The sequence below is a fragment of the Aquabacterium sp. genome (genome assembly GCF_034003525.1).
GTDB lineage: Bacteria > Pseudomonadota > Gammaproteobacteria > Burkholderiales > Burkholderiaceae_C > Aquabacterium.
On record NZ_JAVEYN010000017.1, the window covers coordinates 48206 to 63818 of the forward strand.

Annotated in this window: 12 protein-coding genes; 6 read left to right on the forward strand and 6 right to left on the reverse strand. The window is 65.7% G+C overall.

What is annotated here, in order from left to right; genetic code table 11:
* Positions 1-4: 4 nt before the first annotated feature.
* The gene (locus RBT42_RS11145; protein WP_320365088.1) at positions 5-1120 is read right to left on the reverse strand and encodes an HlyD family secretion protein; all 1116 of its coding nucleotides are present in this window, start codon (positions 1118-1120) and stop codon (positions 5-7) included.
* Positions 1121-1300: 180 nt separating this feature from the next.
* On the opposite strand from RBT42_RS11145, the gene RBT42_RS11150 reads away from it, so the two are divergent.
* Entirely contained in the window at positions 1301-4066 is a 2766-nt protein-coding gene (locus RBT42_RS11150; RefSeq protein WP_320365090.1) for a pitrilysin family protein, read from the forward strand.
* A gap of 112 nt (positions 4067-4178) precedes the next feature.
* On the opposite strand, the gene RBT42_RS11155 is transcribed toward RBT42_RS11150, so the two are convergent.
* The 5 genes from RBT42_RS11155 to RBT42_RS11175 all read right to left on the reverse strand — a co-directional run bounded on the left by RBT42_RS11155 (position 4179) and on the right by RBT42_RS11175 (position 10089).
* A complete protein-coding gene (locus RBT42_RS11155; protein ID WP_320365092.1) occupies positions 4179-4517 on the reverse strand; it encodes an H-NS histone family protein in 339 nt (112 codons plus the stop codon).
* A 237-nt stretch (positions 4518-4754) separates the two neighbouring features.
* The gene (gene mltB, locus RBT42_RS11160; protein WP_320365094.1) at positions 4755-5957 is read right to left on the reverse strand and encodes a lytic murein transglycosylase B; all 1203 of its coding nucleotides are present in this window, start codon (positions 5955-5957) and stop codon (positions 4755-4757) included.
* 39 nt (positions 5958-5996) lie between these two features.
* Positions 5997-8111 carry a DUF3488 and transglutaminase-like domain-containing protein gene (locus RBT42_RS11165; RefSeq protein WP_320365096.1) on the reverse strand — a complete coding sequence of 705 codons (2115 nt, stop codon included), beginning with the start codon at positions 8109-8111 and terminating at the stop codon, positions 5997-5999.
* Positions 8111-9109, reverse strand: a complete 999-nt coding sequence (locus tag RBT42_RS11170) for a DUF58 domain-containing protein (RefSeq protein ID WP_320365098.1) — start codon at positions 9107-9109, stop codon at positions 8111-8113. Before RBT42_RS11170 ends, RBT42_RS11165 begins: the two co-directional genes overlap by 1 nt.
* An 11-nt stretch (positions 9110-9120) precedes the next feature.
* Positions 9121-10089, reverse strand: a complete 969-nt coding sequence (locus RBT42_RS11175; protein ID WP_320365100.1) for a MoxR family ATPase — start codon at positions 10087-10089, stop codon at positions 9121-9123.
* Between the two features lie 49 nt (positions 10090-10138).
* Between RBT42_RS11175 and RBT42_RS11180 the strand changes: the two genes are divergently transcribed.
* From RBT42_RS11180 to RBT42_RS11200, 5 genes are all read left to right on the forward strand, one after another.
* Positions 10139-11074: a histone deacetylase family protein gene (locus RBT42_RS11180; RefSeq protein WP_320365102.1), complete on the forward strand. Its 936-nt coding sequence runs from the start codon at positions 10139-10141 to the stop codon at positions 11072-11074.
* A 64-nt stretch (positions 11075-11138) separates the two neighbouring features.
* Positions 11139-12425: a mechanosensitive ion channel family protein gene (locus RBT42_RS11185; protein ID WP_320365104.1), complete on the forward strand. Its 1287-nt coding sequence runs from the start codon at positions 11139-11141 to the stop codon at positions 12423-12425.
* Positions 12422-13072, forward strand: coding sequence for a phosphatidylserine decarboxylase (locus RBT42_RS11190; protein ID WP_320365106.1), 651 nt, complete (start codon positions 12422-12424; stop codon positions 13070-13072). Before RBT42_RS11185 ends, RBT42_RS11190 begins: the two co-directional genes overlap by 4 nt.
* Positions 13073-13122: 50 nt before the next feature.
* A complete protein-coding gene (pssA, locus tag RBT42_RS11195) occupies positions 13123-13920 on the forward strand; it encodes a CDP-diacylglycerol--serine O-phosphatidyltransferase (RefSeq protein ID WP_320365108.1) in 798 nt (265 codons plus the stop codon).
* Between the two features lie 30 nt (positions 13921-13950).
* A complete protein-coding gene (locus tag RBT42_RS11200; RefSeq protein ID WP_320365110.1) occupies positions 13951-15492 on the forward strand; it encodes a 2-isopropylmalate synthase in 1542 nt (513 codons plus the stop codon).
* The last annotated feature ends 121 nt before the right edge of the window (positions 15493-15613 follow it).

A 15613-nucleotide genomic window follows, 5' to 3' on the forward strand; every position in this document is an offset into this window, starting at 1 on the left:
GGCTTCACGGTGCGGGGGCGGAAGCGGGTTCGGCGGGCAGGTTCACGGCCAGCTGATCGGGCCAGGGCTCATCGGCCTGGATGCGCACATGGGCCATGCCCGGCATGCCCGTCTTGACCTGGCTGCTGTAGCGCGCCAGCAATTGCGGGTCGATGTGCGCACGCACCTTGAACATCAGCTTCTGGCGCTCCACGGCGGTTTCGACCGTTTTGGGCGTGAACTGGGCCACGCTGGCCACAAACGTCACCTTGGCCGGGATCACGTACTGCGGGGCGGCGTCCAGCACCAGGCGGGCCTCACTGCCGATGGCCACGCGGCCGGCCGCGGTCTCGGGCAAGAAAAAGGTCATGTAGACGTCGCTCAGGTCGACCATGGACAGCACGCGGCCGCCACCGCCGAGCACCTCGCCTTCTTGCGCAGCACGGACCTGGATGCGGCCGTCACGCGGCGCCTTCAAGGTGGCGTCGGCGAGGTCGGCTTCGATGCGCTTGACGCTGGCCTGGGCCGTCTCAATCGCCGATTGCGCCTCGGTGCGCTGCGACTCGGTGGTGGTGATGGCCGTGCGCGCTTCGGCCACCTGTGAGCGTGCGGCGCTCAGCGCGGCACGGGCACCTTGCAGCTGTGCAGTGGCTTCGTCGAGTTTTTGCGGCGGCAGAAAGCCTTGCGCGACCAACTCCTTGGCGCGCTGCCACTCCTTGGTGACCAGGGCCAATTGGGCTTCGCGCTGGGCCACCTGGGCGGACGCGGTGGTCACGGCCTGTTGGCGCTGGGCCAGCAAGGCATCGGCCGTTGTACTGGCTTGCCGGGCCTGCCGGACCTGCGCCTGGGCCCGGGCCAGATCGGCTTCCAGCAAAGCGGTGTCCATGATGACCAGGGTCTGGCCCGTCTTCACGTTGTCCCCTTCCCGCACCAGCACCTGCTTGACACGGCCGCCGGTCTTGGTGGCGATGTCGGTGTCGGTGGCCTCCAGGCGGCCGTTGCCGCTGGCGATACTGGGCGGCAAGCCTTGGGGCTTGAGGCGCTGCCAGGCCAGGAATCCGCCCCCAATCACCAGGGCCACAGCACCCCAGATGAGGACTTGTCGGAGCTTGGTGCGCGCAGCGGGGGTGGATTCGGACATGGCTTGAGGGTTTATCAGGATGCTGTCTTTTTAACATGCGCAAGTGCCTTTCCGGGTGGCTTTAGAGCAAGGGGGAACCTTTCTGCGACCGGCCTACACTCACTGCCACGGCAGGTCCTTGGCACCTGCGTCACACCTGTCTGGCCTCCGTGCCAAGCCCTGTTCACGCTGACTGATCCCATGACCCAACCCAGCCGCCTGACCTTCGCGCTTTTGCCCCTCCTGATTGCTTCCGCCTGGATGCCCGTCGCGCAGGCGGCGCCCACCTCGGCCAGCCCGTCACGGGCCCTGGCCCAGAAGGCGGCGCTGCAGCAGGTCAGCAGCGTCGAGGGCATCACCGAATACCGTTTGCCCAACGGCTTGCAGGTGCTGTTGATTCCCGATGACACCAAGCCCACCACCACGGTCAACGTCACCTACCGGGTCGGTTCGCGTCACGAGGGCTATGGTGAAACCGGCATGGCCCACTTGCTGGAGCACCTGATCTTCAAGGGTAGCCCGCGCCATCCCCAGGTCTGGTCCGAGTTCAACAAGCGTGGCTTCAGCGCCAATGGCACCACCTGGTATGACCGCACCAATTATTTCGCCAGCTTCGCCGCCAACGACGACAACCTGAAGTGGTACCTGAACTGGCAGGCCGACGCGATGGTCAACAGCTTCATCGCGCGCAAGGACCTCGATAGCGAGATGACGGTCGTGCGCAACGAGATGGAGATGGGGGAGAACAACCCGGGGCGCATCCTGCTGGAAAAGACCCTGGCGACCATGTACCAGTGGCACAACTACGGCAAGTCCACGATTGGCGCGCGCACCGACGTCGAGAACGTCGACATCGGCAACCTGAAGGCGTTCTACCAGCGCTATTACCAGCCGGACAACGCCACGCTCATCGTTTCGGGCAAGTTTGACGCGGCCAAGGTGCTGAACTGGGTGCAGCAGTCGTTTGGCGCCATCCCCAAGCCCAAGCGCGTGCTGCCCCCGCTGTACACGCTTGACCCGGTGCAAGACGGTGAGCGCAGCGTGACGGTACGCCGGGTCGGCGGGGTGCCCATGCAGTTCGCCGCCTACCACGTCGTGCCGGGCGCGCACCCCGACTATGCCGCGGTCGAATTGCTGTCCATCGTGCTGACCGACAACCCATCGGGCCGCCTCCACCGCCGTCTGACCGAGCAGAACCTGGCGGCGTCGGTGTTCGGCTTTTCACAGGCGCTGGCCGACCCGGGCTACATCCTGCTGGGCGCGCAACTGAGCAATGAGCAGGACCCGGCCAAGGCCACCCAGGCCATGCTGGCCGAGATCGAGGATGTGGCCCGTCAGCCCGTCACCGAGGCGGAACTGGCCCGGGCCAAGTCCAAGTGGCTCAACGAGTGGGAACAGGGCTTTGCCGATCCGCAGCACGTCGGGGTGGCCTTGTCCGAGGCGGTCGCCCAGGGTGACTGGCGCCTGTTCTTCTTGACCCGTGATCGCGTCCGGGCGATCGGCTTGGCCGATGTGCAACGGGTGGCCACGCAGACCTTCCTGCCGTCCAACCGCACCCTGGGCCAGTACGTGCCCACGGCCACCCCCGAGCGGGCGCCTCAGCCCGCGCGTGTGGACGTGGCCGCGGCCTTGAAGGACTTCAAGGGCCAGGCCGCTGCCGCTGCCGCCGAAGCCTTTGACGCCAGCCCCGCGAACATCGACGCGCGCACGCAGCGTCTGACCTTGCCCTCGGGTATGCGGGTGGCGCTGCTGCCCAAGGCCACACGTGGTCAGGCGGTCAAGGTGTCGATGACCTTGCGCTTCGGCGATGCGACCTCGCTGGCCGGGTGGGGCGAGGCGCCGGCAGCCTTGGCCGCCCTGCTCGACAAGGGCACGCAGCGCATGAGCCGCCAGCAGGTGCAAGACCGCCTGGATGCCCTGCAGGCCGAGCTGTCGTTGGACGGCTCACCGGGCCGCCTCGCGGTGCAGCTGTCGACGCGACGCGACAAGCTACCGGAGGCGATTGCCCTGCTGGCAGAGATGTTGCGCCAGCCGGCACTGCCCGCCGACGCGCTCGAGGAGGTGCGACGCCAGGCCTTGTCCGCCCTCGACGCTTCGCGCAAAGAGCCCGAGGCCGTGCTGGACGAAGCCCTGGCACGTCACGGCAACCCCTATCCGCGTGGCGATGTGCGTTACGCCCGCACCTTCGATGAGGTGGAGGCCGACTGGAAGGCTGTGCCGCTTGAGCGCATCCGGGCCTATCACCGGCAGTTCCTGGGGGCCAGCCATGCGCAGTTTGCGGCGGTCGGCGATCTGGACGCGGCTGCGACCGTGGCCGCGCTCACCGCTGCCTTTGGGGACTGGCGCAGCCCGGCGACGTATGCCCGTGTGCCCGACCCTTTCCTGACCGTACAAGCCACGAATGTGCAACTGCACACGCCGGACCGGCAAAACGCCTCGCTGGCTGTCAGCTTGCCCCTGCCGCTGAGCGACGCGCATGCCGATTATCCGGCGCTCATGCTGGCGAATCACCTGCTGGGCGGTGGAGGAGATTCCCGGCTGTGGAACCGTATTCGCGAAAAGGACGGCCTGTCATATAGCGTTTACAGTTCCATGCAGTGGAATGCCGAGGAGCCCCATTCTCGTTGGACCGCGTCCGCCAATTTCGCACCTCAGAATCGGGACAAGGTGCTCGCCGCCTTCCACGAAGAGATCGCGCGTGCGCTCAAAGAGGGTTTCACGCAGGCCGAGTTTGAGGCTGGCAAGCGGGGGCTGTTGAGTTTCCGGCGTTTGAGCCGCGCGCAAGATGCCCGTCTGGCCGCAGGCTGGGCCAGTAATCTGTATCTCCAGCGCACCTTCGCACTGTCGGCCCAGGTGGACCAGGCTTTGGAAAGCCTGACCCTGGCTCAGGTGAACGAGGCCCTGCGTCGTTACATCCAGCCTGAGCAATTCGTGCTGGGCGTGGCCGGGGATTTCAAGGCGCCTTGAGCGTGAGCGACGCCACAGAGAAAGTGGCGTCGGCATGAAAAAAGCCGATGCGCAGGCATCGGCTTTTTGAGAGGGTGGCGGCGTAAAACCGCCAGCCATCAGAAAACACCCATCAGATGGTGAAGTCTTCCAGTTTCTTGCCCGAAGCGATGGCGGCTTGAATCCACTTGGGTTGCAGGCCACGGCCGGTCCAGGTTTCGCCGGTGGCGTTGTTGCGGTACTTCGGGGCCACCTTGCGGCCGGCGCTGCTGCTCGGGGTGCCAGCCACCTTGCCACCAGCCTTCAGGCCCAGGTCCGCCACGGTCAGGCCGTGTTCAGCCAGCAGCGACTTGATCTGAGCGATCACGCCTGCGCGTTCAGCACGGCGCGCTTCCTGCAGCGCCTTTTCCAGTTCGGCGGCTTGCTTTTCGAGGGCGGCTTTTTGGGCGAGGAGGTCTTGGTAGTTGCTCATGTACGATCCTTTGATGCGCTGTTGCCAGGGCTTGAATACTTATTGGGAGTGAGAGAGGCGAACCAGCCAAGCGGCTGATCTGCCTCATCTGATAGTTATTCTAAACCCAAAAATAAATACCCTGCAATTGCCCCAAAATTCAAAACGACTTACCAACAGCCTTGGAGTGGGTTTTATGTGCGCCCCGTTATCGATTGTTTACATGAAGTTATGTGAAGAATCCGGATACATCGGGCCTCATGGGTTGTCGCTTGAGCCGGCCGTGGCTTGGGTGGTCTGGCTCACGGCCTGTCCCAGTTCAATGACCGCCAGTGCGTAATAGCTCGACTGGTTGTAACGGGTGATGGCGTAGAAATTCTGCGTGCCCGCAATCAGCGTGGGGGCCGCGTCGCCATTTTCCAGCAGCACCAGTGCCAAGAGCCCCGAATGCTGGGTGGCCGCATCGGGCAGGAGGGCGCCCAGTGCACGCATTTCCTCGGCAGAGAAACTCGGGACGATATCGGGGGCCAGCAGTTTGGCGCGGGCGTCGTCGTCTTGCGGCGGGGTCACGTCAAAGTGGGTGGGCTGCCCGGTACGCCAGCCATGTTCGGCCAGGTAATGCGCCACGCTGCCGATCGCGTCCACCGGGCTGCGCTGCAGGTCCACCCGGCCGTCGCCATCAAAGTCCACGCCCCAGCGCCGGATGGAGCTGGGCATGAACTGCGGCCAGCCGATGGCCCCGGCGTACGAGCCCAGCACCGCATCGGGCACCAGTTGTTGTTCCGCACACAGTTTCAGGAAGGCGCCCAGTTCCTTCTTGAAAAAGGGGCTGCGGTCACTGCGGCCACTCGGAAAATCGAGCGACAAGGTGGTCAGCACGTCCAACACGCGGAAATTGCCGGTGTAGCGGCCATAAATGGTTTCCACGCCAATCACGCCAGCAATGATCTCGGCTGGAACGCCGTATTGCGCCTGGGCGCGCTGCAACTCAGCCTGGTACTGCTGCCAGAAAGCCATGCCGGCGCGGATGCGGATGGGCTCGATGAAGCGCGAGCGGTAGGCGCCCCAGTTCTTGGCCGTGCCGCGCGGCGCTGGCATCATCAGGCGCGCGGCCTGGCTTTTGTAGCGGGCCGCCGACAGGGCCGACCAGACCCAGGCTTCGTCCAGTTCATGGGTTTGCGCGATGTCGCGAGCGAGGGCGCGGGCATCGTCCCGCCCGCTGTAGCTGTCGGCATCGCCCGGGGCGCTGAGCACCTGAGGGGTGATCTCGGCAGTGGCGATGGCCTCCACCTGGGCGTTGGCAGCCGGTACCGCGGCGCTGGCCGCAGATGATGCAGAGGCAGAGGCCGCTTCCTTTTCGGGGGGCGGCAAAGGGGTGCTGCAGGCGCACAGCAGGGCGGCGCTCAGGCTGATCCATCCCCGGCGCGAGAAGAGAACAAGGTGACGTTGAGAGGGCTTCATGGCAATGGGCACAGACAAGAGGGAGGTCGGGGCGCCGTGTCAGCGCGCCGATGACGGGGCAGGGCGCGCGCGGCGATAGGCCTCGATGCGCTGGCGCAACTGCTTGACCAGGCCTTGGGCCTGGCGCAGGGGCGATGCGGTATGGGGGGCAGGCGCGGCGTAACGCAAGGCATCCAGGGTGGTCAACTGCTCCAGCAGAAAGCGGCGCAGGTCAAGGGGCAGGCGATCAGGCGGAAGGGCGCGCAGGCGCTGCGCCCAGGCCAGTGCCGGGGCGGGTGCCGGACAGCTGTCCGGCGGTGTCACGCCCAACGCCAGCAGGCTGCGATGCAGTTGCCACATCGTGTGCTCCCAGGGACTGTGGACGGTGCGGGGGCGTTGCCACCACAGCCAGCTCAGGCCGAGCAAGCTGACGCCGGCAAAGATCATGGCGCAGATGCGCAGCAGGTCGGCCCAGTTGTGCGCGTTCACGCCCCAGTTCTGCATCAGGCTCAATTGCTGTTCGCGGGCGTACTGCAGCACCCAGACATTCCAGCGGTGGTTGCCCGCGTCGATGTAGGCGCGCCAGGTGCGCAACCAGCGTCCTTGCTCCTCGCCCAGCACAGCGGCCAGGCCGCCTTGGTTGATGCGCTGCGCGCTGTTGCGCTCGATCCGCTCTGGGGCCACGGCTGCAGTCGGGTCGACACGAACCCAGCCTTCGCCCTCTTGCCAGAACTCGGCCCAGGCATGGGCATCGCTGTTGCGGACCACATACAGGCCATCGACCACATTGAGTTCGGCGCCCTGGAAGCCCGTCACCACCCGCGCCGGAATGCCCATGCCGCGCATCACCACCACATAGGCCGTGGCGAAGTGCTCGCAAAAGCCCGTGCGGCGATCCAGCCAGAAACGGTCGATCAGGTGCCGCTCGGGGCGTCCGTCGGGGGCCGGCTCGTCGTCATCCGGTGCCAGGGTGTAGACAAACTTCTCGGTGCGGATGTGCTGGAGCAGTGCTTGCGACACCGTGCGCGCATCGGCCTGGGCCAGTTCCGGTCGAGCACGCTGGGCGCGGGCCCAGGCGAGCGTACGCGGATTGACGCCGGCGGGCAATTGCAGCTCCGGGGCCTGACGGCCAAAGCGTTCGAGCGTCGTGTCGCGGGCGCCGAGCCAGGCTTGGGCGCTGACCTGAATGCGCTCGCCCACCGGACGGCGGGTTTGCCAGTCCAGCCCCCAGCGGCGCATCTCGGGCTGGGTCAGGGGCGGTGTAGGGCCGGCGGCCAGCGTGCCATCAAGTAAGGGCAGCGATTGCAGCCGGGTGGGCTCCAGGGTTACCTGGTAGCTCAGGGCGCGGCCCTGAGCCTGGACGGCGGGGCCGGCATCGGGTTCGGTCTGCTGGCGAAACGGCACGGTGCGCACCGACCAGGTCTGGCCATCGAACCACGTCAGCACCGGCCCTCGAAAGTACAGCTGATTGGGGCGCGGCGCGGTGCCGTCAAAGCGCACGCGCATGGCGATGGTGTCGTCCAGCGCCAACTCCGAGACGTGGCCGAGTTTCAACTGGTCAGACAGACCGGTCTTGCTGCCCGCGTCGGACGGCAGGCTCCACAGCGGCCCCAGTCGTGGGAAGAACACATACAAGGCCAGCATCAGGGGCAGGCCCCACAGCAGGCTCTGCCCGGCGGTCTTGAGTGCGCTGCCCAGGCTCGGTCGCCCCAGCGGCCGCTGCGCCAGCACCAGGGTGCTCAGCAAAGCCCAGGTGGTCAGCAGCATCAGCAAGGCCATCAGGATGCTTTGCGAGTACAGGAACTGCGTGAACGCCAAGAAGAAGCCCAGGCAGGTCACGACGAAGGCGTCGCGCCGGGCGCGCAGCTCCAGCGTTTTCAAAGCCGCCAGCACCGTCACCAGGGTGATGCCCGCCTCGCGGCCGAACAGGCTGTGGTGGGTCGACAGCGTCAGCCCCACGCTGGCCGCCAGGCTGATGAACAGCACCCAGCGGGGCGGCAGCGGTGCATCGCGCCAGGCCAGGTGGGCCCGCCACAGCAAGGCCAGCACCGTGCCGATGCTGCACCACAGCGGCAGGCGCTCCAGATGCGGCGCCAGGCTCAAGGACAGGGCCAGCAGCAACCAAAGGGTGTCTCGGCCTTCACGCGTGAGGGTGGCAGTGCCCGCGCGCCACATCAGCGACTCCCTTGGGGCCAGGTTGCCAAGGCATCCAGGCACTCCCGCAGGTGGGCGGCACCGCGGCCACATGCCATGGTCAGCCCGGGCAGCTTCAGGCCGTAAGTGCCGCTGGGGCCTTCCATGCGGTTCTCGGCCTCCAGCAGCCAAGTGGCCAGACGCGACAGGCGCGCTTCGGTGTCCAGTCCCGCCAGCCCTGGGCTGTGCTCATAGTCCAGCCACAGATCGGGCGAGCGCCCTTGCTCGGACGTGCGGCTCACCAGGCCCGTGCCCGAGGCAATCGCATGGCTGGACTTCTTCCAGGCGATCCAGCGCAGCGGGTCACCACGTCGGTAATCGCGCAGGCCTTCCGGGGGCTCGGTGCTGTGGCCGGCCTGACGCGTGCTCGCGCTCAAGGCAGCGTCGGATTGCCAGGCTGGCAGCGGAGGCGCATGGGGGTCGATGGCCGGCCACACCAGCACCCGGGTGAGGGGGCGCCAATAGGCCCAGGCGCGAAACAGGCCCAGCGGGTAGCGCGATTCGATCGTGACGCGGGGCAGGAGGAGCCAGCCTCGTTGGGGCGCAGGCACATCCAGCTCGATCACGACGTCTTGTTCTGGCGCCACCTCGACCGACTGCGCCAAGCCGCCCTGCACCTGCGCAAGCAGGCCCCAGCGCCCCTTCTTGCGATGCAGGTTGTGCAGCCCGATGCCCACCTGCAGCACCGAGCCGGCGTGCACACTGCGCGTGGACAGCAGACGCAATTGCAGCCCCTGCAAATTGCCGTGGGTCAGGTGCGTGGCCGCCAGCGCGCTGCCGCCCAACAAGAAGGTGAGGGCATAGCCCAGATTGACGCGCTCGTTGATCGACGCCACCAGCAAGACCACCAGCACGACGGCAAAACTCCACCCCACCTTGGTGGGCAGGATGTAGAGGTTGCGGTGCGTCAGCGTCAGCTGATCCACCCGGGGCAGGCGCGCGTCCCACCAGGCTTGCCAGCGCTGGCGCAGCAGGGTCATCGGCCCGGTCATCATGGCACCGGGACCGCCTCCAGCAGGGCCCGCGCCTGCGCTGCGGCGCTGCGCCCCGATTGCGCCAGGGGTTGCAGGCGGTGTGCGACGGCGGGCACCCACAGCACCTGCAGATCTTCCGGCGAGACATGGTTGCGCCCCATGACCAGGGCCCGTGCCCGCGCCAGCTTCAGCAGCGACAGCCCGGCCCGTGGGCTCAGGCCCAGCGCAAACCAGCGTCCATCCCGCGTGGCCGCGATCAGCCCCTGCAGGTAGTCCAGCAGGCCGGCCGACACATGCACCGCATCGACCTGGGCCTGTGCCTGGGCCCACGCTTCGGGCGTCATCACCGGCTGCAGCGCTTGCAAGAGGCCGCGCCGGTCATCGCCCACCAACAGTGCGCGCTCGGCGGCCGGATCGGGGTAGCCCAGCGACAAGCGCATGGCGAAGCGGTCCAGTTGCGACTCGGGCAGCGGGTGCGTGCCCAGCTGATCGCCCGGGTTCTGTGTGGCGATCACGAAAAACGGCGAGGGCAGGGGGCGGGTTTCGCCTTCGGCCGAGACCTGGCGCTCCTCCATCGCTTCGAGCAAGGCGCTTTGGGTGCGCGGCCCGGCCCGGTTGATTTCGTCGGCCAGCAGCACCTGGGCGAACACCGGCCCGGGGTGGAAGATGAAATCTTCCTTATGGCGGTCGTACACGCTCACGCCGATCAGGTCGGAGGGCAGCAGGTCGGCCGTGAACTGGATGCGCGAAAAACTCAGGCCCAGGCTGTGCGCCAGCGCGTGTGACAGGGTGGTTTTGCCCACGCCGGGCACGTCTTCGATCAGCAGGTGTCCGGAGGCCAGCAGGCAGATGACACTCAGCGACACCTGCTCGTGCTTGCCGACAATGATCGTGCTAACCTGATCAATGAGACGCGTGATCTGCGAGGCCTGGGCGGACGAGGGCGTGTGTGCCGTCGTCGCAATAGAAGAGTCTTTGCGGAGCATGGTGAAACCATAACTCAAACCCGCCATCGATGCGGGGCAGGACACACACATGGCAACCGGTTATTTTTCCCACCCAGACTGTCTGGCTCATGTGATGGGGGATGGGCATCCGGAAGGGCCGCAGCGCATCTTGGCGATTGAAGACGAATTGAGGTCGCAGGGACTGGATGTCCATCTCGTTCGGGGCGAGGTCCCGCTGGCCACCAACGACGACCTGGCTCTGGCTCATGACCTCAACTACATCCTGACGCTCGACGACTTCCTGCAGCAACTCGAAGCCACGGGCGACAGCCGGGCGCTCGACCCGGACACCTGGGCCTGTCCCGGTACCCGTTCAGCCGCTTGGCGTGCCGCGGGGGCGGCCATCGCCGCCACCGACGCTGTGATCGAAGGCAAGGTGGACAACGCCTTTTGTGCCATCCGCCCGCCCGGACACCATGCGCCGCACAACCAGACCATGGGGTTCTGCTTTTTCAACAACGTCGCGGTGGCGGCCCGGCACGCACTCGACGTGAAGGGGCTGAAGCGCGTGGCCATCGTCGACTTTGACGTGCACCACGGCAACGGCACAGAAGACATCTTCGCCGGCGACGACCGGGTCCTCATGGTCGGCCTGTTCCAGCATCCCCTGTTCCCCTTCAGCGGAGCCGAATCGCGGGCGGGCAACATGGTCAACGTGCCGGTGCCGGCGCGCACCAACGGTCACACCATCCGCGATGTGATCGAGAGCTACTGGATGTACCGCCTGGAAGATTTTCAGCCTGAGATGATCTTCATCTCGGCGGGTTTTGACGGCCACCGCGAAGACGACATGGGTGGTTTGCAACTGGTTGAGGCCGATTACGCCTGGATCACGGCGAAAATCGTGGAAGTCGCGCAGCGCTTTGCCGGCGGGCGCGTGGTCTCCTGTCTGGAAGGGGGCTACCACGTCAGCTCTCTGGCGCGCAGTGTCGCCGCCCACGTCCGCACCCTGCTGGAGGCTTGAGGCCGCCGGCCCGTTTTCCGATTGATGCATGAATATCGCCGCCACTGTTCAAGACACATCGCCCATGACAGCGTCAGAGCTGTCGAGGTTCTGGCAGCACCTTCAACAGCCGGTTGCCCTGACTGAAATCGCCATCCTGCTGGGCTGCCTGGCGCTGGCATGGTTGATCGTGCGCCTGTGGCGCGGGCGCCAGGGCGACGTCCGCTCGATCTGGCTGGGTCACCACGTCATCGATGGCGCCATGTTCCCGGTTCTGTCTCTGGGCCTGGCACTGGTGGCTTATCGGCTGTTCCTGGGCACGTTGCCCATGGTGGTGTTCCAGGTCGCCATCCCGGTGCTGACCTCGCTGGCGGTGATCCGCATCACCGTCAAGGTCTTGCGGGTGGTGTTCCCCGAGTCCCGCACGATGCGGGTCATCGAACGCACGGTGTCCTGGCTGGCCTGGCTGGCCATGGTGCTGTGGGTCACGGGCCTGTTGCCCATCGTGCTGGCGGGCATGGAAAGCGTCACCTGGAAGGTCGGTGGCAGCGTCATCAACTTGCGCGACCTGATCGAAGGTGCCATCACCGCGGTGCTGGTGCTCATCCTGTCGCTGTCGCTGTCCTCGGCCATCGAGTCGCAACTGCTCAAGGGTGCCACCGGCAACCTGTCGCTGCGCAAGATGGCAGTCAACGCCATGCGCTCTGTTCTGCTGCTGGTGGGCCTGATGCTGGCGCTGTCCACCGCCGGCATCGACCTGACGGCCTTGTCGGTGTTTGGCGGGGCCATTGGCGTGGGGCTGGGCTTTGGCCTGCAAAAGCTCGCGGCCAACTACGTCAGCGGTTTCGTGATCCTGGCCGAGCGCAGCCTGCGCATCGGCGACCTGGTCAAGGTCGACAACTTCGAAGGCACCATCACCGACATCAACACCCGCTACACCGTCTTGCGGGCCCCGGGGGGGCGTGAAGCCATCGTGCCCAATGAAACCCTTATCACCCAGCGGGTGGAGAACGCCTCTCTGTCTGACCGGCAGGTTTCCGTCAGCACCGTGGTGCAGGTTGCCTATGGCACGGACGTGAGAGCATTGTTTCCTGAGTTGCTCGCGGCCATTTCGCAAGTGCCCCGCGTGATGGCCGAGCCGGCCCCCTCGGTGCTGCTGACCAATTTCGCTGCCGACGGGCTGGAGCTGACCATCTCCTTTTGGGTGAGAGATCCTGAACTGGGCCTGGGTGGGCCACGCTCCAACGTGAACCTGGCCGTGCTCGACACGCTCAACCGCCTGGGCATTGACATCCCCTTCCCGCAGCGCGTGCTTCACCACGCCGCGTCCTCGCCGGTGCGGCCGCATGAGGTATCCTCGGCGGCACCATGAGCTATCCCTTTCAGGCAGACGCCCGCGTGCATGCCTTTGCCGTCGGATCGATCCTGCTGCTCACCGTGATGCTGACCTTGTGGCTGGGGGCCTGGCCGGCCTTGCTGCTGGGTGGTCTGACCTTGCTCGCCGCCTTGCTGGTCTGGCGCGCCTCGCCGCGGCAGGTGCCGGCACAGTCGGGGGCCGTGCTCTCGCCCGCCGACGGCCGCATTGTCAAGATCGAGAAGGCCCGCGACCCCTATGCCAACCGCGATGCCTTGCGCATCAGCGTGTTCATGAACCTGTTTGACACCCAGGGCAACCGCGCCAGCGTGGACGGTGTGATCCAGAAGGTCCAGTACTTTCCGGGTCATCATCTGCTCAGCGCAGATCTGGACACGGCCTCGCGTCACAACGAGCGCAATGCCGTCGTCATCGATTCGCATGGCCAGATCGTGACGCTGGTCCAAAGTGCAGGCCTGTTTGCCCGCCGCATCCTGTGCCACGTCAAGGCCGGCGACCGCCTCACACGGGGGCAGCGCTACGGCTTGATCCGTTTCGGCTCCCGTGTCGACGTTTACCTGCCACCTCACGCCGTGCCCAAGGTGGCCCCCGGCGAAAAGGTGTGCGCCACCACCACCATCCTCGCGACCCTGGTCGCGGCCTGAGCATGCAACCTCACTCTCCGCAGGACCCCGATCTCTTGGAAGATCACGACATGCACGACGCGGAAGAGCCGCCGCGTCGGCGTCGCAAGGGCATCTACATCCTGCCCAACCTGTTCACCCTGGCGGCCTTGTTCGGGGGCTTCTATGCCATCGTCATGGCCATGAACGGCAAGTTTGATCTCGCCGCCATCGGTATCTTCTGTGCCGCGGTGCTCGACAGCCTGGACGGTCGCGTCGCCCGCCTGACCAACACGCAAAGCGCGTTTGGCGAGCAGATGGACAGTTTGTCCGACATGGTGTCCTTCGGCGCCGCCCCCGCCCTGATCGCTTATGAATGGGCGCTCAAGGACATGGGCAAGCTCGGCTGGATCGCCGCGTTCGTTTATTGCTCGGGCGCGGCCCTGCGCCTGGCACGCTTCAACACCAACATCGGCGTGGTCGACAAGCGCTTCTTCCAGGGGCTGCCCAGCCCGGCCGCGGCCGCCCTGGTGATGGGCCTGATCTGGGTTGTGACCGATATGGGTGAGACCGCGCAAAGCCTGCCCGGCATGATCTGGATGGCCTGCGGCTTCACGCTGTACGCGGGCCTGACCATGGTCACCAACGTGCCGTTCTACAGCTTCAAGGACGTCAACTTCCGCCGCTCGGTGCCCTTCATCGCCATCGTGGCGATTGCGCTCGGCATCTCGGTGATCACGATCCACCCGCCCATCGTGCTGTTTGCCGTCTTCGTCATCTACGGCTTTTCCGGCTATGGCGTCTACATCTGGCGCCGCATGAAGGGCAAGCCGGTGAGCGTGATCTCCACCTCCACCGACGAGCCGGACGAAGCCGGCCTGCACCGCTGAACCTGCTGATCCTGTTTCGGGAGCCCCACCATGACCGACAAACTCATCATTTTCGACACCACCTTGCGCGATGGCGAGCAGTCCCCGGGCGCCTCGATGACGCGTGAAGAAAAGCTGCGCATCGCCAAGCAGCTTGAGCGCATGAAGGTGGACGTGATGGAGGCCGGTTTTGCCGCCGCCTCCAATGGTGACTTCGAGGCCATCAAGGCCATTGCCGACGTGATCAAGGATTCCACCGTTTGCTCGCTGGCGCGCGCCAACGACCGCGACATCAGCCGTGCGGCCGAGGCCCTGAAGGGCGCCAACTCCTGGCGCATCCACACCTTCATCGCCACCAGCCCGCTCCACATGGAGAAAAAGCTGCGCATGTCGCCCGAGCAGGTGCTGGAGCAGGCCAAGCAGGCGGTGCGCTTCGCTCGCAACCTGACCTCCGACGTCGAGTTCTCGGCCGAAGACGGCTACCGCTCCGAGCTCGACTTCCTGGCGCGCGTGTGCGAGGCCGTCATCAACGAGGGCGCCACCACCATCAACATCCCCGACACGGTGGGCTACGCCATCCCTGAGCTCTACGGGAACTTCATCCGCGATCTGCGCGCGATGGTGCCGAACTCCGATAAGGCCATCTGGTCGGTGCACTGCCACAACGACCTGGGCATGGCCGTGGCCAACTCGCTGGCCGGCGTCAAGATCGGCGGCGCTCGCCAGATCGAGTGCACCATCAACGGCCTGGGCGAGCGTGCCGGCAACTGCGCGATGGAAGAGGTGGTCATGGCCATCAAGACCCGTCGCGACTACTTTGGTCTGGACGTCGGCATCGACACCCGCCAGATCATGCCCGCCTCGCGCCTGGTTTCGCAAACCACCGGCTTCGTCGTGCAGCCCAACAAGGCCGTGGTGGGCGCCAACGCCTTCGCCCACGCCTCCGGCATCCACCAGGACGGCGTGCTCAAGGCGCGCGACACCTACGAAATCATGCGCGCCGAAGACGTGGGCTGGGCCGCCAACAAGATCGTGCTGGGCAAGCTCTCGGGCCGCAACGCCTTCAAGCAGCGTCTGGAAGAGCTGGGCATCGACCTTGACTCCGAAGCCGAAGTCAACGCCGCGTTTGCCAAGTTCAAGGAACTGGCCGACCGCAAGAGCGAGATTTTCGACGAGGACATCATTGCCCTGGTGGGCGACGAAAGTGTCACCAGCGAGCAGGAACATTACCGCCTGGTCGCGCTGTCGCAGCGCTCCGAAACCGGTGAGCGTCCGCACGCCCGCGTGGTGTTCGCGGCCGGCACGGTCGAGCACACCGCCGAGGCCGATGGCAACGGCCCGGTCGACGCCAGCCTCAAGGCGATCGAGACTGTCGTGAAAAGTGGCGCAGAAATTCTGCTGTACTCGGTGAACGCGATCACCTCGGGAAGCACAGAATCGCAGGGAGAGGTGACCGTGCGTCTGCAGTTGGGTGGACGCGTGGTCAATGGCGTGGGGGCCGATCCGGACATCGTGGTCGCCTCTGCCAAGGCTTATCTGTCTGCCCTCAACAAGCTGCACAGCAACGCCGAAAGGGTCGCTGCACAGGGTTGAGCGGGGTGCAAATGGCCTGATTCGTCAGGTCACTTGATAAAAGGCGCGTAAGTCGTTGATCTTGCGCGCCTTTTTATTTACACTTTCTGCAAGACGAAAGGGTCGTACCGTGGCACACGCA

Excerpts from the sequence above, each read along its gene's own strand:
- RBT42_RS11185 (WP_320365104.1), top strand. The coding sequence starts at position 11,139 with ATGACAGCGTCAGAGCTGTCGAGGTTCTGGCAGCACCTTCAACAGCCG.
- RBT42_RS11170 (WP_320365098.1), bottom strand. The coding sequence starts at position 9,109 with ATGACCCTGCTGCGCCAGCGCTGGCAAGCCTGGTGGGACGCGCGCCTG.
- RBT42_RS11150 (WP_320365090.1), top strand. The coding sequence starts at position 1,301 with ATGACCCAACCCAGCCGCCTGACCTTCGCGCTTTTGCCCCTCCTGATT.
- mltB (WP_320365094.1), bottom strand. The coding sequence starts at position 5,957 with ATGAAGCCCTCTCAACGTCACCTTGTTCTCTTCTCGCGCCGGGGATGG.
- pssA (WP_320365108.1), top strand. The coding sequence starts at position 13,123 with ATGCACGACGCGGAAGAGCCGCCGCGTCGGCGTCGCAAGGGCATCTAC.
- RBT42_RS11200 (WP_320365110.1), top strand. The coding sequence starts at position 13,951 with ATGACCGACAAACTCATCATTTTCGACACCACCTTGCGCGATGGCGAG.
- RBT42_RS11165 (WP_320365096.1), bottom strand. The coding sequence starts at position 8,111 with ATGTGGCGCGCGGGCACTGCCACCCTCACGCGTGAAGGCCGAGACACC.
- RBT42_RS11190 (WP_320365106.1), top strand. The coding sequence starts at position 12,422 with ATGAGCTATCCCTTTCAGGCAGACGCCCGCGTGCATGCCTTTGCCGTC.
- RBT42_RS11155 (WP_320365092.1), bottom strand. The coding sequence starts at position 4,517 with ATGAGCAACTACCAAGACCTCCTCGCCCAAAAAGCCGCCCTCGAAAAG.
- RBT42_RS11145 (WP_320365088.1), bottom strand. The coding sequence starts at position 1,120 with ATGTCCGAATCCACCCCCGCTGCGCGCACCAAGCTCCGACAAGTCCTC.
- RBT42_RS11175 (WP_320365100.1), bottom strand. The coding sequence starts at position 10,089 with ATGCTCCGCAAAGACTCTTCTATTGCGACGACGGCACACACGCCCTCG.
- RBT42_RS11180 (WP_320365102.1), top strand. The coding sequence starts at position 10,139 with ATGGCAACCGGTTATTTTTCCCACCCAGACTGTCTGGCTCATGTGATG.